Here is a 15,036-nt window from a genome sequence, read left to right on the forward strand (position 1 = left end):
GAGACCAACAATACCCAGGCTAAAAAGTGGTATCGCCAGCAACGGTTTCTTAAAAGCCGTGACAATCCGATCACCGCTAAGTCCCCATACGTACAAGCGGCAATAATCGAGTGGCAACAACATCGAGGGCACGAGAATCACAAGCCCCGCAAGGATCAGCCACCTGCTCGGAGATCGCCTGTTCGCACGCAGGATAATCCAAACCAATAGGCCCAACCATGCAAAATCGGTCAGGAGCGCAAGGAGCGTAACCGAGGTGACCGGAAGTTTATTATAATATCCCTTGGTTGCTGAATACAGAAGAGGCGCCCAGGCATTTATGAAAAAAAGGTTGGCTACCGACATCGCGATCAAAACGTCCCGGAGTTTATGGCCATAAGGATTTTCGGCCACGTCACGGACAGAGCCCGGCCTTGACGAGGGAGAGTCCGCCCGCGGTTCACTCACGCCCCAGCCCCCCTTTTTTTCAGCGCATAAATGCGGCGGTGTGTGCCCGGGAGCGCCAGTGAGCGGACGGTCTCGAAAAGCGGCGCGCAAGCGGCTTCAAAGGCCGCTTCGTTCAGGCCGGCGTGGAGCTGGTCGCGCCCGCGCGCCAATTGCCGTAACATTTCATCCTGCGGGCCGACAAATTCAACAACCAGCAGCGAGGTGGTCAGTTCCGAGGCCAGCCGGATGATTTCCTGCAGCGGGATGCGCTCGCTGACCAGCAAATGATGAAGCACGGCGAGCATCAGCACGCCCTCAAATGCGCCGGTTGCGCGGTCCAGGAAGGAGGCGCATTCGGCATTGCGCCAGCCCAGGGCCGGGCTGGGCCGAGCCAGGTCGATGACAAGCGGGAGAATGTTCAAGTTCTCTTTGCGCGCCTGCCGCCAGATCGCCCCGACGCAGACCGGGTCGAGGTCAATGGCAAGGACCTCGGCTCCGCTGCGGGCAGCAAGCACGCCGAAATGCCCGGTATTGGCCCCGACATCCAGGACCCGTGCGGGTTTGAATTCCGCGAGCAATTGGTGCACGAACTTTTCCTTGGCGTCGAAGGCATCCTGGCTGTAGCTGTGAGTGGCCATGTAATCCGACCACGTCGAATCCTGCCGGGGGCGGGACTGGACGCCGTTCAGGGCGGCTTGCAGCCGGCGGAGCTGTGAATCGAGGATAAAACGCGCTTTCTCGGAATTTTTAAGGATTTGCGATTTGTAAAGCTCTCCACCAGTGGAATGCGCCTTGGATTTGAGCCAGGTGGGCATCGAGACTAAGGAAAGAATCCGTGGGTTCAAACGCTGCAAGCCCTTGCACATGGCGTGCAGTTCCTCCGGTTCGAGGCCGTCGCGCCGGGAAGTAAAAATATCGGCCAGGCGCAAGCCCCAGCATTGATTTGCCAGGAGCGGCAAGAGGAACGTCCGGACAAATTGGGCATAAGCAAGCCAGACCGGATCGCCTGGGGCGCGTGCTTCAAACGACAGGAGGTCAACAAAAACCGGTTGGCAGCCGCGAAAGAGGACGTTGTAAGGGGTGGCGTCTTTCAATCCATAGCCGTCGCCGAGCGAGGCGCGCGCCAGTTCGAGGGTAAGGCGCCCGGCCTCCCAAAGCATCTCGGCGGGCCATTCGTAAGGGTAACTGGGAAAGGGGATTCGATCATGCTCGACCACTGCGGCCAGATGGCCGTTGCGAAAAGCATCGGGAAGCTTTGGAGAACCTCGAAGCCCGTTCAGCTCCGGCTCGCCAAGGGAGCGAGTGGCGACGAGTTCCCGGCGGGCGCTGAATGCGCGGGCAACGGGCGTTTGGAGAAATCCTTGAAGGGCAGAAGCGCCTTCAGCAGTCAGCAGGCGGAGGAAGTGGCCGTCAATAATGCAGCAGGAGCCGGTAGGATCCCGAAACGAAGCGGCGGGATGGGTCATCGCCGAACCGGAGGCGGCTGCACGTCAACCGGGCCCGCTTCTGAAGGCTTCTCCGGGCGAGAGGGTTTCTTGAAGCTCCCGAGAATCCAGTCGCGGCTTTTCTTTAGGTAAAAAAGCAGGCCCAGAAACGCTGCGATGATGGCCTGCCAAATCAGCAGACCTGACCCAGGATCGACATAGGCTAAAATAATCATAAAACCAGCAAAACACGCAGAATAAGCAAAACCGCTCGGTCGTCAAGATTTCCCCCAGTCTTTTTCGGCTTCGCCTCACCCTAAAAGCCTTACTTATCCGACGAAAGGGCCTGCTGCTCGCATAGACGCAGGGTGGGTGCAACAGGTTACAAAAGCTTTGCGGCTTTTCAGCGCCAGCGCCGGCGGGTAGAATCGGGCGACTGTGGACCGTGCGAAACCGAAGCTGGTGGTGATTGAACTGTGGGGGCTGGGCGATTTGATAATCGCAACGCCTTTCCTGCAGGCGGCCAGCCAGAGGTTTGAGCTTACGCTTCTAGCCAAACCTTACGCGGAGGATTTGCGGGCGCGATTTTGGCCCGAGGTGAAGGTGGTGCCGTTTGTTGCCCCTTGGACGGCCTTCCGCCGCAAATACCGGCTGCTGGCCTGGCCGTGGCGCGATATGCTCCAGCTTCGCAAGCTCGTGGCGGAAACCTTTGGGGTGGGGCTGTCGGCCCGCTGGGACCCGCGAGACCACTTGTTGTTGCGCGCGCTCCGGGCCGAGCGGCGCTTGGGATTCCCGCGCCTGGGCAGCCGGATTTTTCTCAGTGAGCCCCTGGCCCGGCCCGGCCCGAGGGCGCACCGGTATGAGTATTGGCGGGTGCTGGGCCGGGCGCTGGGCCTGGAGTTGCCTGCCCGGGATAAGATTCCGCTCCCGCAGTCTCAAGGCTCCGGGGAGGTGTTGGTGCATACCGGCGCAGGCCAGCCGGTGCGGGTGTGGCCGCTGGACCAATACCGGCGGCTGGTAACCCGGTTGCGCGAGCGCAATTATCGCGTTCAGGTGGCGTGCGACCCCGAGCAAAAGGGATTCTGGGTGGCGGCCGGCGAACCTGAGGCCGAGGCCCCGCGCAACGTTTCACAGCTCTTCAACCTGATTGATCGCGCCGCTCTCTTTATCGGCAATGACTCCGGCCCAGGCCACCTGGCGGCATTATGCGGGGTGCCAACATTCACAATTTTCGGCCCGCAACTTCCGGAGTGGTTCGCACCGCTGCACCCGGCCTCCGAGTGGCTCGAGGGCAAACCGTGTCCTTATAAACCTTGCTCGGATTACTGCCGGTTCCCGGTCCCGAATTGCCTTTGGGACCTGGGAGAAGAAGAGGTATGGGGGCGGGTTCAGCAGTTCGTGGCTATGCATTTGGGCCAAAGAAAACCGACTACACCCGCCCCAGCCATCTGAAGGTCGGGTGGGCGACATGAAAGACCTTGCGGGCACCCGGGCTCTGGCTCGTGTAGATAGCGTAATCGTGCTGTCGGCAGGAGTAATGCCCGGCCCGCCAGCGGCGTAGCCGATAATGGGCCAGAGCCAAGGGGCCCAGGGCGCGGACCCAAGCTGGGGCGCTGGCCCGGAACTGGGCTCGCTCTGTGGCAGCGTTGGCGCCCAGGTTCATGTTTTGTCCCGTCTCGGTAAAGATGCTGAGGAATTCGGGCAGTATTCCCGTCCGAACGCAGGTTTTTACAAGCCGCAGCGCCCATTCGGCATCACCCAGGTCCCGTAGCTCTGGCCGGAAGAAGAGCCCCTTCTCATCGAGAACGCGGCGGCGGATAAAGGTGGCGGCAGTTAGGAAGCTCAGGCTGGGTCCAGTCCAAGTGTGGAGGAGTTGGGGCGGCAAGGCCCGTCGCTCGCAGATGTAAGCCCCGGTTTGGCCCACCACAAGGCAATCGCCGAAAACCACGTCAATCTCGGGATGCCGTTCGAAAAATTCGCGCACTTTTTCGAGGGCGCCTGGAAGGTATTGCTCGTCGCAATTCAAATAGGCCAGCAGGTCGCCTTTGGCCCGACGGTAACCCCGGTTAACCGCGTCGTACATGCCCGAGTCTTTTTCGACATAGGCGCGGACACGTTTGTCATTCGGAAGCCATTCCAGTGTGCCGTCGTCTGAGCCCGCATCTTGGACGATGTGCTCGAACTCGACGCCCGCCTGGTCGGCGACTGATGCGATGCAAAGCCCCAGCCACCGTGCACTGCGGAAACTGGGAGTCACGATCGAGAAATTCATTAAGCGGCGTCAGATGCTCAAAAGTTCTCAGAGAATAGCGGTTTGGCGCGCAGGGCGGCAAGCCTGCGCAAAAAGTCGTTGGCGGACGTGAGCGGCGCCGGTATTCTCTGCGGCGTGGACGAGAATGCTATCGCCCGGTTGGAGATTCTGGGGGTGCCTGTGGCCTGCGCGACGTATGAGAGCGCGCTGGAAGGCGTGAAGCAACTGGCGCGCGAGCCGCGCCCAACAGCGGTTTGCCCGGCCAATACGCATATCCTCGCTGAGGCGCGGCATAATCCCGCCTTTGGGAAGGTCTTGGGAGGGTTCGACCTGGTGCTGCCGGATGGGATGCCGGTGGTTTGGGCCCTGAACAGGCGCGGCGCCAGGCTGCCGGACCGTGTTTATGGCCCTTATTTTATGCGGCACACGCTTCGCAACACCCCGCGGCCATGGCGGCATTTCTTCTTCGGCGATAGCGAGGCCTGCCTGGCTGACATGCGCCGTGTGGCGAACGAATTGCAACCCGACATCGAAATTGTGGGGGCTATCAGCCCGCCTTTCCGGTCGTTGACGGAGGAGGATGAGAGGTCTTTTGCCGACACGATTAACCGGGCGGAGCCGGATTTCGTGTGGGTGGCGCTGCCGGGGGTGCGCATGGAGCAATGGATAATCGAGAACCAGTCGCGCTACAAGCGCGGGGTGTTCCTGGCGGTGGGGGATGCGTTTACGTTATTGACTGGCCGCAGGCGTTTCGCGCCCCGATGGATGCAGCGCCTGGGAATGACTTGGATTTACAGGTTGTCGCACGAGCCCGGGCGGCTCGGACCCCGGTATCTGCAGTATAACGCGCTTTATCTGTACTACAGTTTACTGGAGCGGATGGGACGGCGGTCAGCAGCGCGGGTTTAGGGGCGCGATATCTCCCTCTCCCCCAAAGAGGAGAGGGGGAAGAAGGGGCAGCCTCAGCATTTTTCGAACATGTTCTAAGTCGAAGCTCTTAGAGGAGGTTTGAAAAACCTTGTTCAATTAGCAGCCGACGTAAGGAGGCTCAGATTTCAAGCGGTTTTAGCGTAGATCAGAGCCTCCTTACGTCGGGTGCTACAAAACACGCTCTTAGGCCAATACCCCCCAAGGGTCGAAGATCCTGGCGCCTTTCGGGAAAGCAACTTTTTTGTAGCCGGGCCATGGACAGCAGATGAGCAAGGCTTTGATATGCTTGTCCTTTTTCAAGGTTGCCAGGTCTCCCAGTGGTTCGAATTCGAGGAGGCTGGGGCTGTTTTTGGGATTGGCGGCGTAATCGTGAACGACGACCCGGCAGCCGTTGCGCTTGAGGGTCTGCGCTATGTGCAGCCCGGCGGATTCTTCGACGATGTATGTATCCGGGCGGTAGGCCATCCCGAGGACGGCGACGGTGTCACCCGGTTTGACGAAGGCAAGGGCTTGCTGTGCCAGGCGTTCCTTGGCGAACTCGTTTACCAGGTCGGTCGCCTCGGCCAGCGGGGCGCTCAGGCCAACCTGCTTGGCCGCGTAGGCCACCAGCCGGTTGTCGCGCGGGAAGCACGGGCCGCCGTAGCTTAAACCCGCCCGCAGATATTTTTTGCCGATGCGCGAGTCGGAGCCAATCGCATCGAGAATGGCGTGGATGTCAGCATCCGAGTACTGCTCGGCGATCATGCGGAGTTGGTTGGTGAAACTGATTTTGGCGGTGATGTAGCTGTTGACCGAAATCTTCGTCAGCTCGGCGCTGGTGATGGACATTCGGGCAATCCGGGGCTGATTGGTGTTGTACTTTTTGTAAAGGTCCTCGAGGCGGTCTCCGGTGGCTGGGTCGGATTCGCCGATTAACACGAGGTCCGGTTCGAGCAAGCCGCGAATCACGTTGCCCAGGGCAATGAACTCGGGGTTATAGGAAAAGCCGAAATCTTTGCCGCAAACGCCGCCGACCTGCTGTTCGAGCATGGGAATAATGACTTTGCGGCAGGCGCCGGGGGTGGTGGTGGAACTGACAATAAACAGGTGGTTCTTTTTTCGCGCGGCTTTAACCGCCGCAGCCACCGGCTGCAGGGCGCGCATGAGGAATTCATTCGAGAAGCTGCCGTCGGGCAGGCTGGGGGATGGGACGATGACAAAGGTGGCGTCGGTATCGACGGCCATTTTGGCGTCCGTGGTGGCGCGCAGCCGGCCTTTTGCGGCGGCAATGGTTTCGGCCAGGCGCGGTTCGTCCACAGGCGCTTGGCCGGCATTGAGCTTGCTGACCGCCTCGGGGTTGATATCGACGCCCAGGACGTCAAAACCGCGTTGGGCAAAGGTGGCTGCCATGCAGGCGCCGAGTTTGCCCATCCCGAAGACGGAAAGCTTTTTAAGATTTGACATAGCTCGACAGCATTATCAATCGCAGGGTCCGGCGCAAGTTTTTGAGAGAACCAAAGAACGCGAACTTTATTGGACGCAAAAGAGCGCAAATGGCGATTTGGGCTGCTCACGACGCGAGGCAGCGTGAGGGAGCATGCCGAAGAAGGAATGCCATGGACAACAGCCTATGCTTGGCCTATGAAACGCGCAACTCGAGCCTCCCGAAGGCGAAGGGCGAGTTTTCAATCTGATGTGTTCACCCTGAGTGATGCCAAGACTTACCTGGGAAGGCTAACCGAGAAAGCCGGCAAGGGCCAACCGGTGTATATCGTGCGCGGCCAAGACCGCTTTCTCTTGCAGCACGTTCCCTCTATCGACCCGATTCCCATCCGGCCACGCGACTACTTCGCCAACTGCTACAGCCAAGCCGAAATCGCTGAAGATAACCGCCTCGCAAAGGCCGCCGTCATTTAATAGCGCGGCGGCTTGTGGAAGTGCTTCGGTTACCCATCCATAGGCGGTGACCACGTGGCGCATGAAGATTTGATTTGCGATGAGCCGGGGTTTTTGCTTAATTATTTTTCATTCGAAATAAATCGCATGAAGCTCGGTGTCGAACAGAGAGCGGTGGTTGAGTCGGAGATTCTGAAGCGCGTGCGGGCGCATCCGGGCATCTCGCGCGTTGCGCTTTCGCGGAAGCTGCAAATTGCGCCTTCGACGGTTGGGGTGTACGTGGGGCGATTAGTGAGCCATGGATTCCTGGCGGAAACGCAAAGCGTGGATTCGACGCCCGGGCGCCCTCCCACGGCCTTGGAACTAAACCCGAATGGGGGGCAGTTCATTGGTGTGGATTTCGAAGCGCGCAGCATGACCGCAATGGCGGTGGATTTTTCTGCAAACCCGCTCCGGCAGGCGCATGGGGAGATTGAAGCAGGGGATTCGGCAAGCGTGATTCTGAAAAGGATCGAGCGGCTCATACTGGATATGCTGCCGGGGAAAAAACGGCGGCCACTGGCGATCGGGATCGGGGCGCCCGGGCTTGTCGATCCGGCCAAAGGAGTCGCTGTGGATTACAAGTACATCAAGGGTTGGCGCAATATTGCATTGGCCGCGCCACTGGCCCGCCGCTTTGGGGCGCCCGTTTATCTCGAAAACACCATTCGCTCGATGGCTCTGGCGGAGTTGTGGTTTGGCCAGGGACGCGGGGTAAGCGATTGGGTGTGTTTGGGGATTCGCAGCGGGATTGGCGCTGGGATTGTCGCGGGCGGACAACTGCAGCGCGGGGCGCACTACCAGGCGGGCGAGATTGGCCGGTGGCGTTGTCCCTGGCCAGAGCATCCGGCAACTCGCTTCTTCATGGGCAGCGGGTCTGCGCGCGCAGCAGACGCCGAACTGCAGGAGGTCGCTTCTGCGCGGGCCCTTTTGGCGGCTTGGGAACGGGCGCAAAACGGCGACAGAAAAAATGGCCGGCCGGCGCGCCTTCTCGATGCGGAGTTTTCCGAGTTGGTCTCGGAAGCGAGGCGCGGGGATGCTTTGACGATGCAACTGATAGCGGTCGTGGCGGAAGTGTTGGGGTGGGCGGTGGCCCAACTGGTTTTGGCGCTGAACCCCTCGCGCGTAATCCTGGCGGGACGCTTAACGCCGCTGGGCGATGCCCTGCTGGACCCGCTGCAGAGGCGGGCCCGGGAGGTCCTGCGCGCTTGCGGCGCTGAAATGCCTGCCATTATGAACTCGGCCATGGGCGAATACATTGGGGCATGGGGGGCCGCGGCCCTGGCGCTGCACGAGTGGAAACCAGCATGCGACCGCTCATGAGTCTCCCCATCATCATTATCATTATCTGCCTTGCCGGTTTCATCCAGGGCATGACTGGGTTTGGCTTTGGATTGATCGCCATGCCTCTGCTGTTGTTTCTGATGAATTTGAAAGAGGCGGCGGCTTTAACGGTGCTGTTGAATCTCATTGTTTGCGGGATGACGTTCTTCTCCATTCGCGGCCATTATTCACTGCGGCAGGGACTAGGGCTGGTTGTTGGCGCCTGCTTAGGCGTGCCGCTGGGCATTTATGCGCTCGTGGAACTGGACCAGCAACTCCTGCTCCGCGTCTTAGGGGCGGTGATGCTGGCATTCTCGGCCAATGAATTAAGCCCGGTTGCGAAAAGCCGCATTCAAGACCTGTGCCGATACCTTTGCCGAAAAGCGTCCCATCCAACCCAATCAAATAGCGCCGGGAAGGATTGCTGGTTGGACCCTTTTTGCAATTTTGTGCAAGTGATTCTGGGCCGCGCCCGGCGCATCCACTTGTCGCCGCGATTGGGCTTGCCGATAGGTCTAATCAGCGGCGGGCTGAGCGGGGCCTTTAGCATGGGCGGCCCGCCGGTGGTGGCGTTCACTTACTCCCAACCCTGGAGCAAGGAACAAATCGTGGCGGTGCTGCAAGTGGTGTTTGGGTTGAGCGCGCTGCTGCGCCTGGTGTGTCTTGGCAGCGCCGGGTTGATGGGCGGCCCGCTCCTGGTGACAGGGCTTTGGAGCGTCGTGCCGCTTATTGCAGCCATTTTCCTGGGTCAGAAATGTTTCACCCGCATCCCGCAGCCGCTGTTAAGAGAAGTCACTTTTGTGTTCCTCGGCGTGATGGGACTCAAATACCTGTTTTTTCCCTAAAACTCCTTTAGAATCCATAACCAGACCACGTGAAAAAATGAAAATATTCCTCGATACAGCCGATGTGAAACAAATTCAAGAAGCCTGGAGTTGGGGCGTGATCGACGGCGTCACAACCAACCCAACTCATGTCTCCAAGACTGGCCGGCGCCCCGCCGAGGTCTATCGCGAGATTTGCGAAATCGTGAAAGGCCCCATTAGCCTCGAAACCATCGGCCTGAAGGCTGAGGAAATTCTTAGTGAAGGGCGGCAATTGGCGAAAATCCACGACAACGTGGTCGTCAAGGTCGTCAATACCAAGGAAGGTTTGAAAGCGGTGAAGCAATTCGCGGCTGAAGACATCAAGACCAACGTCACGGTTACCTTTTCGCCGCTGCAAGCGTTGCTGGCGGCCAAGTGTGGCGCGAATTATATCAGCCCATTCGTGGGGCGTTTGGATGCGGTTGGACATGTTGGAATGGACCTGGCCCGCCAAATCAAAACCATCTACGACAACTACGGCTACAAAACGGAAATCATCGTCGCCGCAGTGCGCCACCCGTTGCACGTGCTGGAAGCGGCGCTGGCGGGCGCGCACATTTGCACGATGAGCTTCGATGTGCTTCGGCAACTCTATGACCATCCGCTGACCGATATTGGGATCGAGATGTTTTTGAATGATTGGAAGAAAGTGCCCAAACAGTGAACAGGGTCTCGTGGAACGCGACCCTCCGATTAACGAGATGCTATGAACAAAGATAATCAACCCAGGGTCGGCTTCATTTTCCTTGGCCGCCGCCGGCCCGGGTTCGACATGGAATGGGGCCGGCAGATGGAGGAGCGGGCGCGCCAGTCGTTGCGGCAAATCTCGTTCACGGTATTGGAACCGCCGGAGAAGGCTGTTGATGAAGGCTCCTTGCGCCGCGCGATGGCCTCATGCGAAGCGCAACGCGTGGATGCCGTCGTCTCGCTGCAGACCACCATGGCCGATGGCCGGCTGGCGCCGACGCTGGCTCAACTCTGGCCCGATCCGCTCATCCTTTGGGCCACACCGGAAAAACCCGATGGGGACATGATCAGCTCCTGTTCGCTGGTAGGGGCGCATTGCTGGGGATCGGTGTTGCGGCAAATGGGACATTCTTTTGAATTGGTTTATGGCGCGCCTGAGGCGGCTGAGACTCAGCGGGCCTTCAGCGACGCCGTGCGCCTGGCGGTCACTGTGCGCCGGCTCCGTACCGTGCGGCTGGGCATGATTGGCGGACAGGCGCCCGGCTTTTTTGCAATGAGCGCCGAGCCGTTTTCGATTCACAAGGGGTTGGGGGCGCAGATGCAGAACTTCAGCCTGCTGGAGTTTGCCAGCGCCGTAAAGGAGGTCAGCGCGGAAGCTGTCGTGGCCGACGTGGAGCGGTTCAAGGCCCTGGGCTTGCCCCACAAAGACACCACGGACGATGACTTGCCCACGGCGTCGCGGCTTTACCTGGCGATGCGGTCATTTCTCGATGGAGAAAACCTGGACGTTTTGACTGTGCGCGAATGGCCGGAAATGCCCAATGCATTTGGCCAATGGCCTTATCTGGGCGTCGCGCGCCTGGTCGAGGAGGGGCGCGCGGTAGGCATCGAGGGCGACGCGGATGGCGGGCTTTCGGCCTGGATAGCGGAGAGTTTGGGGCTGGGCCGCTGCTATTTATCCGACTGGCTGGAACATGACCGCGAGACCATCACTCTTTGGCATGGGGGCGCCGCGCCGCCATCGCTTTGCGAGCCGGTGGGCAGCCCTGGCGGCCCGCGCATTGCCCGGCATTTTAACCTCAAGCAACCGGCGGTCATCGAGGCCACGATACGCGCCAAGATGCCCGTGACGGTCTTCCGTTTCTGGCGGCTGGATGGGCAGTACTTCCTGACTGCGCGCGAAGGCGAGACAATCCGGCCTAAACGACACCTGATGGCGACCAACGCGTTGGCGCGCCTTAATCACCAGGACCCACGGGAATGGCTGGACGAGCTGTGTCACCAGGGCATGCCGCACCACGTCGCCGTGGTCCAGGGACATCACCAGGCAGCCTTGCGCCGGCTCGGGCGCGCGCTGGGCATGCCGTTCATTTGATGGGGGTTCGCGCTGCCATCACGCTTGGCCTGATTCTGTACGTTGTCCTGACGACGGCGGTTTCGTTCTTCTGGATGTCGCGCGTACGCAAGCCGGCCGATTATCTAGTGGCCGGACGCGGCCTGCCCTATTGGGTGCTGACCGGGACGATTATAGGCACCTGTATCGGCACGGGAGTGATCATCGGCGGAACGGGCCTGGCCTATCAACATGGCTGGGCCGGATGCGCCTACCCCATCGGTTTGGGACTGGGCACGCTGCTTGCCGGCCTGTTCTTCGCCCGGATGCGCCGCTTCAAATTCATGACGTTGAGCGAAGAAATCGCCTGCTACTACGAACGCAAGCGGGTTATAGTCGAGTTTTCCAATATTACGTTGTTCCTTTCGCAACTTTGCTGGTTAACCATACAGATCATGGGCGGCGCTGCCGTGCTCGGGGCGGTTACTGGACTGCCCTACAGAATTTGCGTGGTGCTGGCCGGCTTCGCCAAGGCGATTATTTCGATCCCCGGCGGGCTCAAAGCGGTGGTTTATACCGACGTGCTGCAGACAACGATTCTGTTTGGCGGCTTTGTCTTTCTGTTGCGCTCGGCATTGGGCGTCAGCGGAGGATTGGCCGGTTTGCGCCAGGCGGTTCCGGGTGATTACTTTTCGATTCTGGGCATTGGCTCGCTCGGCGGCTGGAACGTGCTGGGGCTGGTCCTGGTGCTCACGTTAAATCCGATTGCCGACCCGGGGCGCAGGTTGACCATGTACAGCGCGCACACTGAATCCGGCGCCAAGTGGAGCATGATAACCTCTGGGCTGGTTGTAATGCTCTTCTCTGTGGCCATTGGGATTACCGGCATGTACACCTTCAAACTCAACCCGCATCTGGCGGTGCCCGACCAGGCCCTGCCATGGCTGGTAATGAATGTCCTGCCGCCGTGGTTAGCCGCTTTTGTGGTCGTTGCCGCCGTCTCGGGCATGTCCTCAGCGGCCAACGGCAATGCCGCCGCCGCAGGCACGTTTTTCGTGCGGCATATTTATCCGCTGGCCACCAGACGGTATCCCCAACGGCCCGTCGCCGCGGCGCGGTGGGCTTTGGCATGCGCTTTTTTTCTCTCCACGCTTTTGGCCCTTCACACCGGAAGCATCGTCGGGTTTGTAGTCAAGTTCTTGCCCCTGACGATGAGCGGCTTGGGCGTGATTATTATCCTGGGCCGCTTTTGGGGGCGCTCGACCTGGCAGGGAGCGCTCGCCGCCCTGATTACCACGCCAGCCGCATCGCTGGTTCTGATGTTTCTACCGGCGGCAGCCAAGTTCCGCGAAAACCCCACCATTCCCGCGACGGTAGTGGGATTGATTGCTCACGTTGTGGTCAGCCGATTGACTCCAGCGCCCAAGCACGGCTTCGACGAGATCTCCCAAGGGCTCGCCCACGAACGGGAAGCCATTGAAGGCGCGCTTCCCATTTCGACTGCATCATCCCGGCTCACGGCTTTCACTTAATCCAAACCAAAATGAACCTCTATAATGCAAAACATCTCTGTGACCAGGCTGCCGCCAAAGGCTTCGGCATTCCGGCTCTGAATAACAACGGCGGAACCTATGACATCTGCCGCGCCATCATCGAGGCGGCGGAGGAATTGCAATCGCCGCTGATCATTCAGTGTTACGAACCCAACCTCGAGTACCGCGGGTTCGATTATGCGGGCCAGCTCATCAAGTTCCTTGCCGCGGAGAGCGCCATCCCCATGGCCATCGCGTTGGACCACGGCAGGAGCCCCCAGTCCGTGCTGCGCGCGGTAAAGGCCGGCTTTACCCATGTGATGATTGATTACGCAGATCGGCCAATCGAACAAAATGTCAGCGGAACCCAGCAGATTGTTGACCTGGTTCGGCCGCTGGGCATCAGCGTCGAGGCAGAAATTGGGCACATCATCAAAAGCTCGGATGCCTCGGGGCAGCGCGCCGGCGTGGTGAGTGTCGCTGAAGCGAAGGAATTCGCTTCCAGGGTGGATGTGGATTTATTGGCGGTGGCGGTTGGCACTACCCATGGCATCTTCAAGGAACAGCATGGAATTGATTTCAAATTGATTTCGAGCATCCATGGCGCCGTCAGCCCGCCGCTGGTCTTGCACGGCACTTCCGGGGTTTCCATGGCAGACATTTCGCAAAGCGTGAAGGCGGGGATGACCAAGATCAATTTTGGCGAGGGGCTGCGGATGAATTACATCCGTTACTTCAATGAGCTGAGCCAGACCTTCAATCATGAACACCACGTTTGGCGGATCGCTCGCGCCGCAAAGGACAAACTCAAGCAGGACATTAAGGAAATCATCCGGGCTGTCGGCTCCGAAGGCAAGGCCGCGGCCATCAAATAGCAAGCCTTTGCCGCCGAATCTGATGAAACTATTTGCCGGCCTTGCGATTTGCTGCGCTCTTCTCACCACCGCCGGTTGGGCGCAGTCTCCGGTCACCATAACTCTCGGACCGCGCGTAGCCGGGCCCGCCATCCCGGAGGATTTTATCGGGATGAGCTTTGGTATGAAAGCGCTCTTGCCCAGCGGGTCTGGAGGCCATTTTTTCGCCGCGACCAACAGACCGCTCGTGATGCTGTTCCAAAATCTCGGTATCAAACACCTGCGCCTGGGCGGGACGACCGTCGAGTGGCCGCCGACGCTGGGCATTCCCGGCAAGGGTGACATCGATAGTCTCTTCGCCTTCGTCCACGCTGCCGGGGTGAACAAGGTCATCTATTCGTTTCCCTTGCTCGAGAGCGCCCCTGAACTGCACTACGCCGCAACCAATGCGGCTATCGCCAAGTATATCTGGCAACATTACCAGCCGCTTCTGGACTGTTTCGCTATCGGCAATGAGCCTGATCGAAAGAAAATTTATGCCCGGGACATCGTGATAACCAATTGTGTCAGCTACCTGCGCAAGTGGGAGCAATTTGCCTCGGCCATCACCAGCGCAATCCCCGCAGCGGCTTTCGCTGGGCCGGATGCCGGAAGCGGCAATATCTACTGGACAACCCGCTTCGCGCAGGCGGAAAAGACGAGCGGATGCATCCGAATCATTACCGAGCATTTTTATGTCGGCGGAGCGGGCCGGGGTGTGGCTGCCCGCCAGGGACTTCAAGCTCTGTTGTCCCCGGCTTGGATTGCTGCGAACCAGAGGCTCTATGACAAAATGGCGGCGCCTGTTCTCGCGAATGGTTTGCCTTATCGATTCACGGAAGCCAATGACCATTATAGCGGCGGGGTCCCGGGCGCCAGCGACACCTTTGCCGGGGCTTTGTGGGCGTTGGATTTCCTGCATTAGTGGGCTGCACATCACGCCAGCGGGGTCGATTTTCATAATACCCAGTGGGTTGTGAATGATGTCATTACCCTGGACTCCCATCGCGCCTTGGTCATCAACCCCAAGGGGTACGGCATCAAGGCCTTTGAATTGGGGGCCCGCGGGTCCGTCGAGCCGCTGACGATGCGTAATCCCGACGAGTTGAACCTGACTGCTTATGCTGTCGGCAATGGGTCGGAAGTCAATGTGACGATCATCAACAAAGAAAATGGCGCGCGCCCGCGCGATGCAGAGGTGACGTTTGTGCCCAGGGACCGTTCCTTGAACAAAGCCGCCGCAATTTACCTAAGCGCTCCGAACGGCGACGCTGCGGCGATCCGTGGGGTTACCCTGGGCGGCGACGCAATCACTAATAGCGCTCCCTGGCATGGACAATGGACCAGCCTGGATATGACTAATGACCGGTGCACCGTGACTGTGCGCGCCGCTTCGGCAACCATAGTCAAATTCAGCTCTCAGTAATCTTCATGGCCTGCCGAATCCAACGGAAACG

General features: G+C 59.5%; 16 protein-coding genes. 11 read left to right on the plus strand and 5 right to left on the minus strand.

Annotated elements, in window-relative coordinates:
* The 3 genes from VG146_06350 to VG146_06360 all read right to left on the minus strand — a co-directional run.
* Positions 1-393: hypothetical protein (locus tag VG146_06350; protein HEV2391968.1), on the minus strand; the 393-nt coding region annotated here is incomplete at its 3' end.
* Between the two features lie 50 nt (positions 394-443).
* On the minus strand, positions 444-1,892 hold the full coding sequence (locus tag VG146_06355) for a class I SAM-dependent methyltransferase (protein ID HEV2391969.1): 1,449 nt from the start codon (positions 1,890-1,892) through the stop codon (positions 444-446).
* Positions 1,889-2,086, minus strand: coding sequence for a hypothetical protein (locus VG146_06360; GenBank protein ID HEV2391970.1), 198 nt, complete (start codon positions 2,084-2,086; stop codon positions 1,889-1,891). Before VG146_06360 ends, VG146_06355 begins: the two co-directional genes overlap by 4 nt.
* Positions 2,087-2,288: 202 nt before the next feature.
* Between VG146_06360 and VG146_06365 the strand changes: the two genes are divergently transcribed.
* Positions 2,289-3,302, plus strand: coding sequence for a glycosyltransferase family 9 protein (locus VG146_06365; GenBank protein ID HEV2391971.1), 1,014 nt, complete (start codon positions 2,289-2,291; stop codon positions 3,300-3,302).
* On the opposite strand, the gene VG146_06370 is transcribed toward VG146_06365, so the two are convergent.
* The gene (locus VG146_06370; protein HEV2391972.1) at positions 3,280-4,122 is read right to left on the minus strand and encodes a glycosyltransferase family 2 protein; all 843 of its coding nucleotides are present in this window, start codon (positions 4,120-4,122) and stop codon (positions 3,280-3,282) included. The genes VG146_06365 and VG146_06370 overlap by 23 nt on opposite strands.
* 87 nt (positions 4,123-4,209) lie before the next feature.
* Between VG146_06370 and VG146_06375 the strand changes: the two genes are divergently transcribed.
* Positions 4,210-5,010: a WecB/TagA/CpsF family glycosyltransferase gene (locus tag VG146_06375; GenBank protein ID HEV2391973.1), complete on the plus strand. Its 801-nt coding sequence runs from the start codon at positions 4,210-4,212 to the stop codon at positions 5,008-5,010.
* Positions 5,011-5,214: 204 nt separating this feature from the next.
* Here VG146_06375 and VG146_06380 read toward each other — a convergent pair whose 3' ends face one another.
* Positions 5,215-6,474 (minus strand): nucleotide sugar dehydrogenase, encoded by a 1,260-nt coding sequence (locus tag VG146_06380; protein ID HEV2391974.1) that lies wholly within the window; start codon positions 6,472-6,474, stop codon positions 5,215-5,217.
* 177 nt (positions 6,475-6,651) lie between these two features.
* Here VG146_06380 and VG146_06385 point away from each other — a divergent pair, with 177 nt between their 5' ends.
* The 9 genes from VG146_06385 (at position 6,652) to VG146_06425 (ending at position 15,005) form a co-directional block, all read left to right on the plus strand.
* Positions 6,652-6,927 carry a hypothetical protein gene (locus VG146_06385; GenBank protein ID HEV2391975.1) on the plus strand — a complete coding sequence of 92 codons (276 nt, stop codon included), beginning with the start codon at positions 6,652-6,654 and terminating at the stop codon, positions 6,925-6,927.
* Between the two features lie 126 nt (positions 6,928-7,053).
* Positions 7,054-8,268: an ROK family transcriptional regulator gene (locus VG146_06390; GenBank protein HEV2391976.1), complete on the plus strand. Its 1,215-nt coding sequence runs from the start codon at positions 7,054-7,056 to the stop codon at positions 8,266-8,268.
* Positions 8,265-9,113, plus strand: coding sequence for a sulfite exporter TauE/SafE family protein (locus VG146_06395; GenBank protein ID HEV2391977.1), 849 nt, complete (start codon positions 8,265-8,267; stop codon positions 9,111-9,113). The genes VG146_06390 and VG146_06395 overlap by 4 nt, the downstream gene beginning before the upstream one ends.
* A 37-nt stretch (positions 9,114-9,150) precedes the next feature.
* Positions 9,151-9,798, plus strand: coding sequence for a fructose-6-phosphate aldolase (fsa, locus tag VG146_06400; GenBank protein HEV2391978.1), 648 nt, complete (start codon positions 9,151-9,153; stop codon positions 9,796-9,798).
* A 42-nt stretch (positions 9,799-9,840) separates the two neighbouring features.
* Positions 9,841-11,196: an L-fucose/L-arabinose isomerase family protein gene (locus VG146_06405; protein HEV2391979.1), complete on the plus strand. Its 1,356-nt coding sequence runs from the start codon at positions 9,841-9,843 to the stop codon at positions 11,194-11,196.
* Complete coding sequence (locus VG146_06410) at positions 11,196-12,686, plus strand: sodium:solute symporter family protein (protein ID HEV2391980.1); 1,491 nt, start codon at positions 11,196-11,198, stop codon at positions 12,684-12,686. Before VG146_06405 ends, VG146_06410 begins: the two co-directional genes overlap by 1 nt.
* Positions 12,687-12,697: 11 nt before the next feature.
* Entirely contained in the window at positions 12,698-13,561 is an 864-nt protein-coding gene (locus tag VG146_06415; GenBank protein ID HEV2391981.1) for a class II fructose-bisphosphate aldolase, read from the plus strand.
* Positions 13,562-13,583: 22 nt separating this feature from the next.
* A complete protein-coding gene (locus tag VG146_06420) occupies positions 13,584-14,504 on the plus strand; it encodes a hypothetical protein (protein ID HEV2391982.1) in 921 nt (306 codons plus the stop codon).
* Positions 14,505-14,555: 51 nt separating this feature from the next.
* Positions 14,556-15,005, plus strand: coding sequence for a glycosyl hydrolase family 79 C-terminal domain-containing protein (locus VG146_06425; GenBank protein HEV2391983.1), 450 nt, complete (start codon positions 14,556-14,558; stop codon positions 15,003-15,005).
* Positions 15,006-15,036: the final 31 nt, after the last annotated feature.

The sequence above is a fragment of the Verrucomicrobiia bacterium genome, assembly GCA_035946615.1.
GTDB lineage: Bacteria > Verrucomicrobiota > Verrucomicrobiia > Limisphaerales > UBA8199 > DASYZB01.

Excerpts from the sequence above, each read along its gene's own strand:
- VG146_06355 (HEV2391969.1), bottom strand. The coding sequence starts at position 1,892 with ATGACCCATCCCGCCGCTTCGTTTCGGGATCCTACCGGCTCCTGCTGC.
- VG146_06360 (HEV2391970.1), bottom strand. The coding sequence starts at position 2,086 with ATGATTATTTTAGCCTATGTCGATCCTGGGTCAGGTCTGCTGATTTGG.
- VG146_06370 (HEV2391972.1), bottom strand. The coding sequence starts at position 4,122 with ATGAATTTCTCGATCGTGACTCCCAGTTTCCGCAGTGCACGGTGGCTG.
- VG146_06380 (HEV2391974.1), bottom strand. The coding sequence starts at position 6,474 with ATGTCAAATCTTAAAAAGCTTTCCGTCTTCGGGATGGGCAAACTCGGC.
- VG146_06385 (HEV2391975.1), top strand. The coding sequence starts at position 6,652 with ATGAAACGCGCAACTCGAGCCTCCCGAAGGCGAAGGGCGAGTTTTCAA.
- VG146_06390 (HEV2391976.1), top strand. The coding sequence starts at position 7,054 with ATGAAGCTCGGTGTCGAACAGAGAGCGGTGGTTGAGTCGGAGATTCTG.
- VG146_06395 (HEV2391977.1), top strand. The coding sequence starts at position 8,265 with ATGAGTCTCCCCATCATCATTATCATTATCTGCCTTGCCGGTTTCATC.
- fsa (HEV2391978.1), top strand. The coding sequence starts at position 9,151 with ATGAAAATATTCCTCGATACAGCCGATGTGAAACAAATTCAAGAAGCC.
- VG146_06405 (HEV2391979.1), top strand. The coding sequence starts at position 9,841 with ATGAACAAAGATAATCAACCCAGGGTCGGCTTCATTTTCCTTGGCCGC.
- VG146_06410 (HEV2391980.1), top strand. The coding sequence starts at position 11,196 with ATGGGGGTTCGCGCTGCCATCACGCTTGGCCTGATTCTGTACGTTGTC.
- VG146_06415 (HEV2391981.1), top strand. The coding sequence starts at position 12,698 with ATGAACCTCTATAATGCAAAACATCTCTGTGACCAGGCTGCCGCCAAA.
- VG146_06420 (HEV2391982.1), top strand. The coding sequence starts at position 13,584 with ATGAAACTATTTGCCGGCCTTGCGATTTGCTGCGCTCTTCTCACCACC.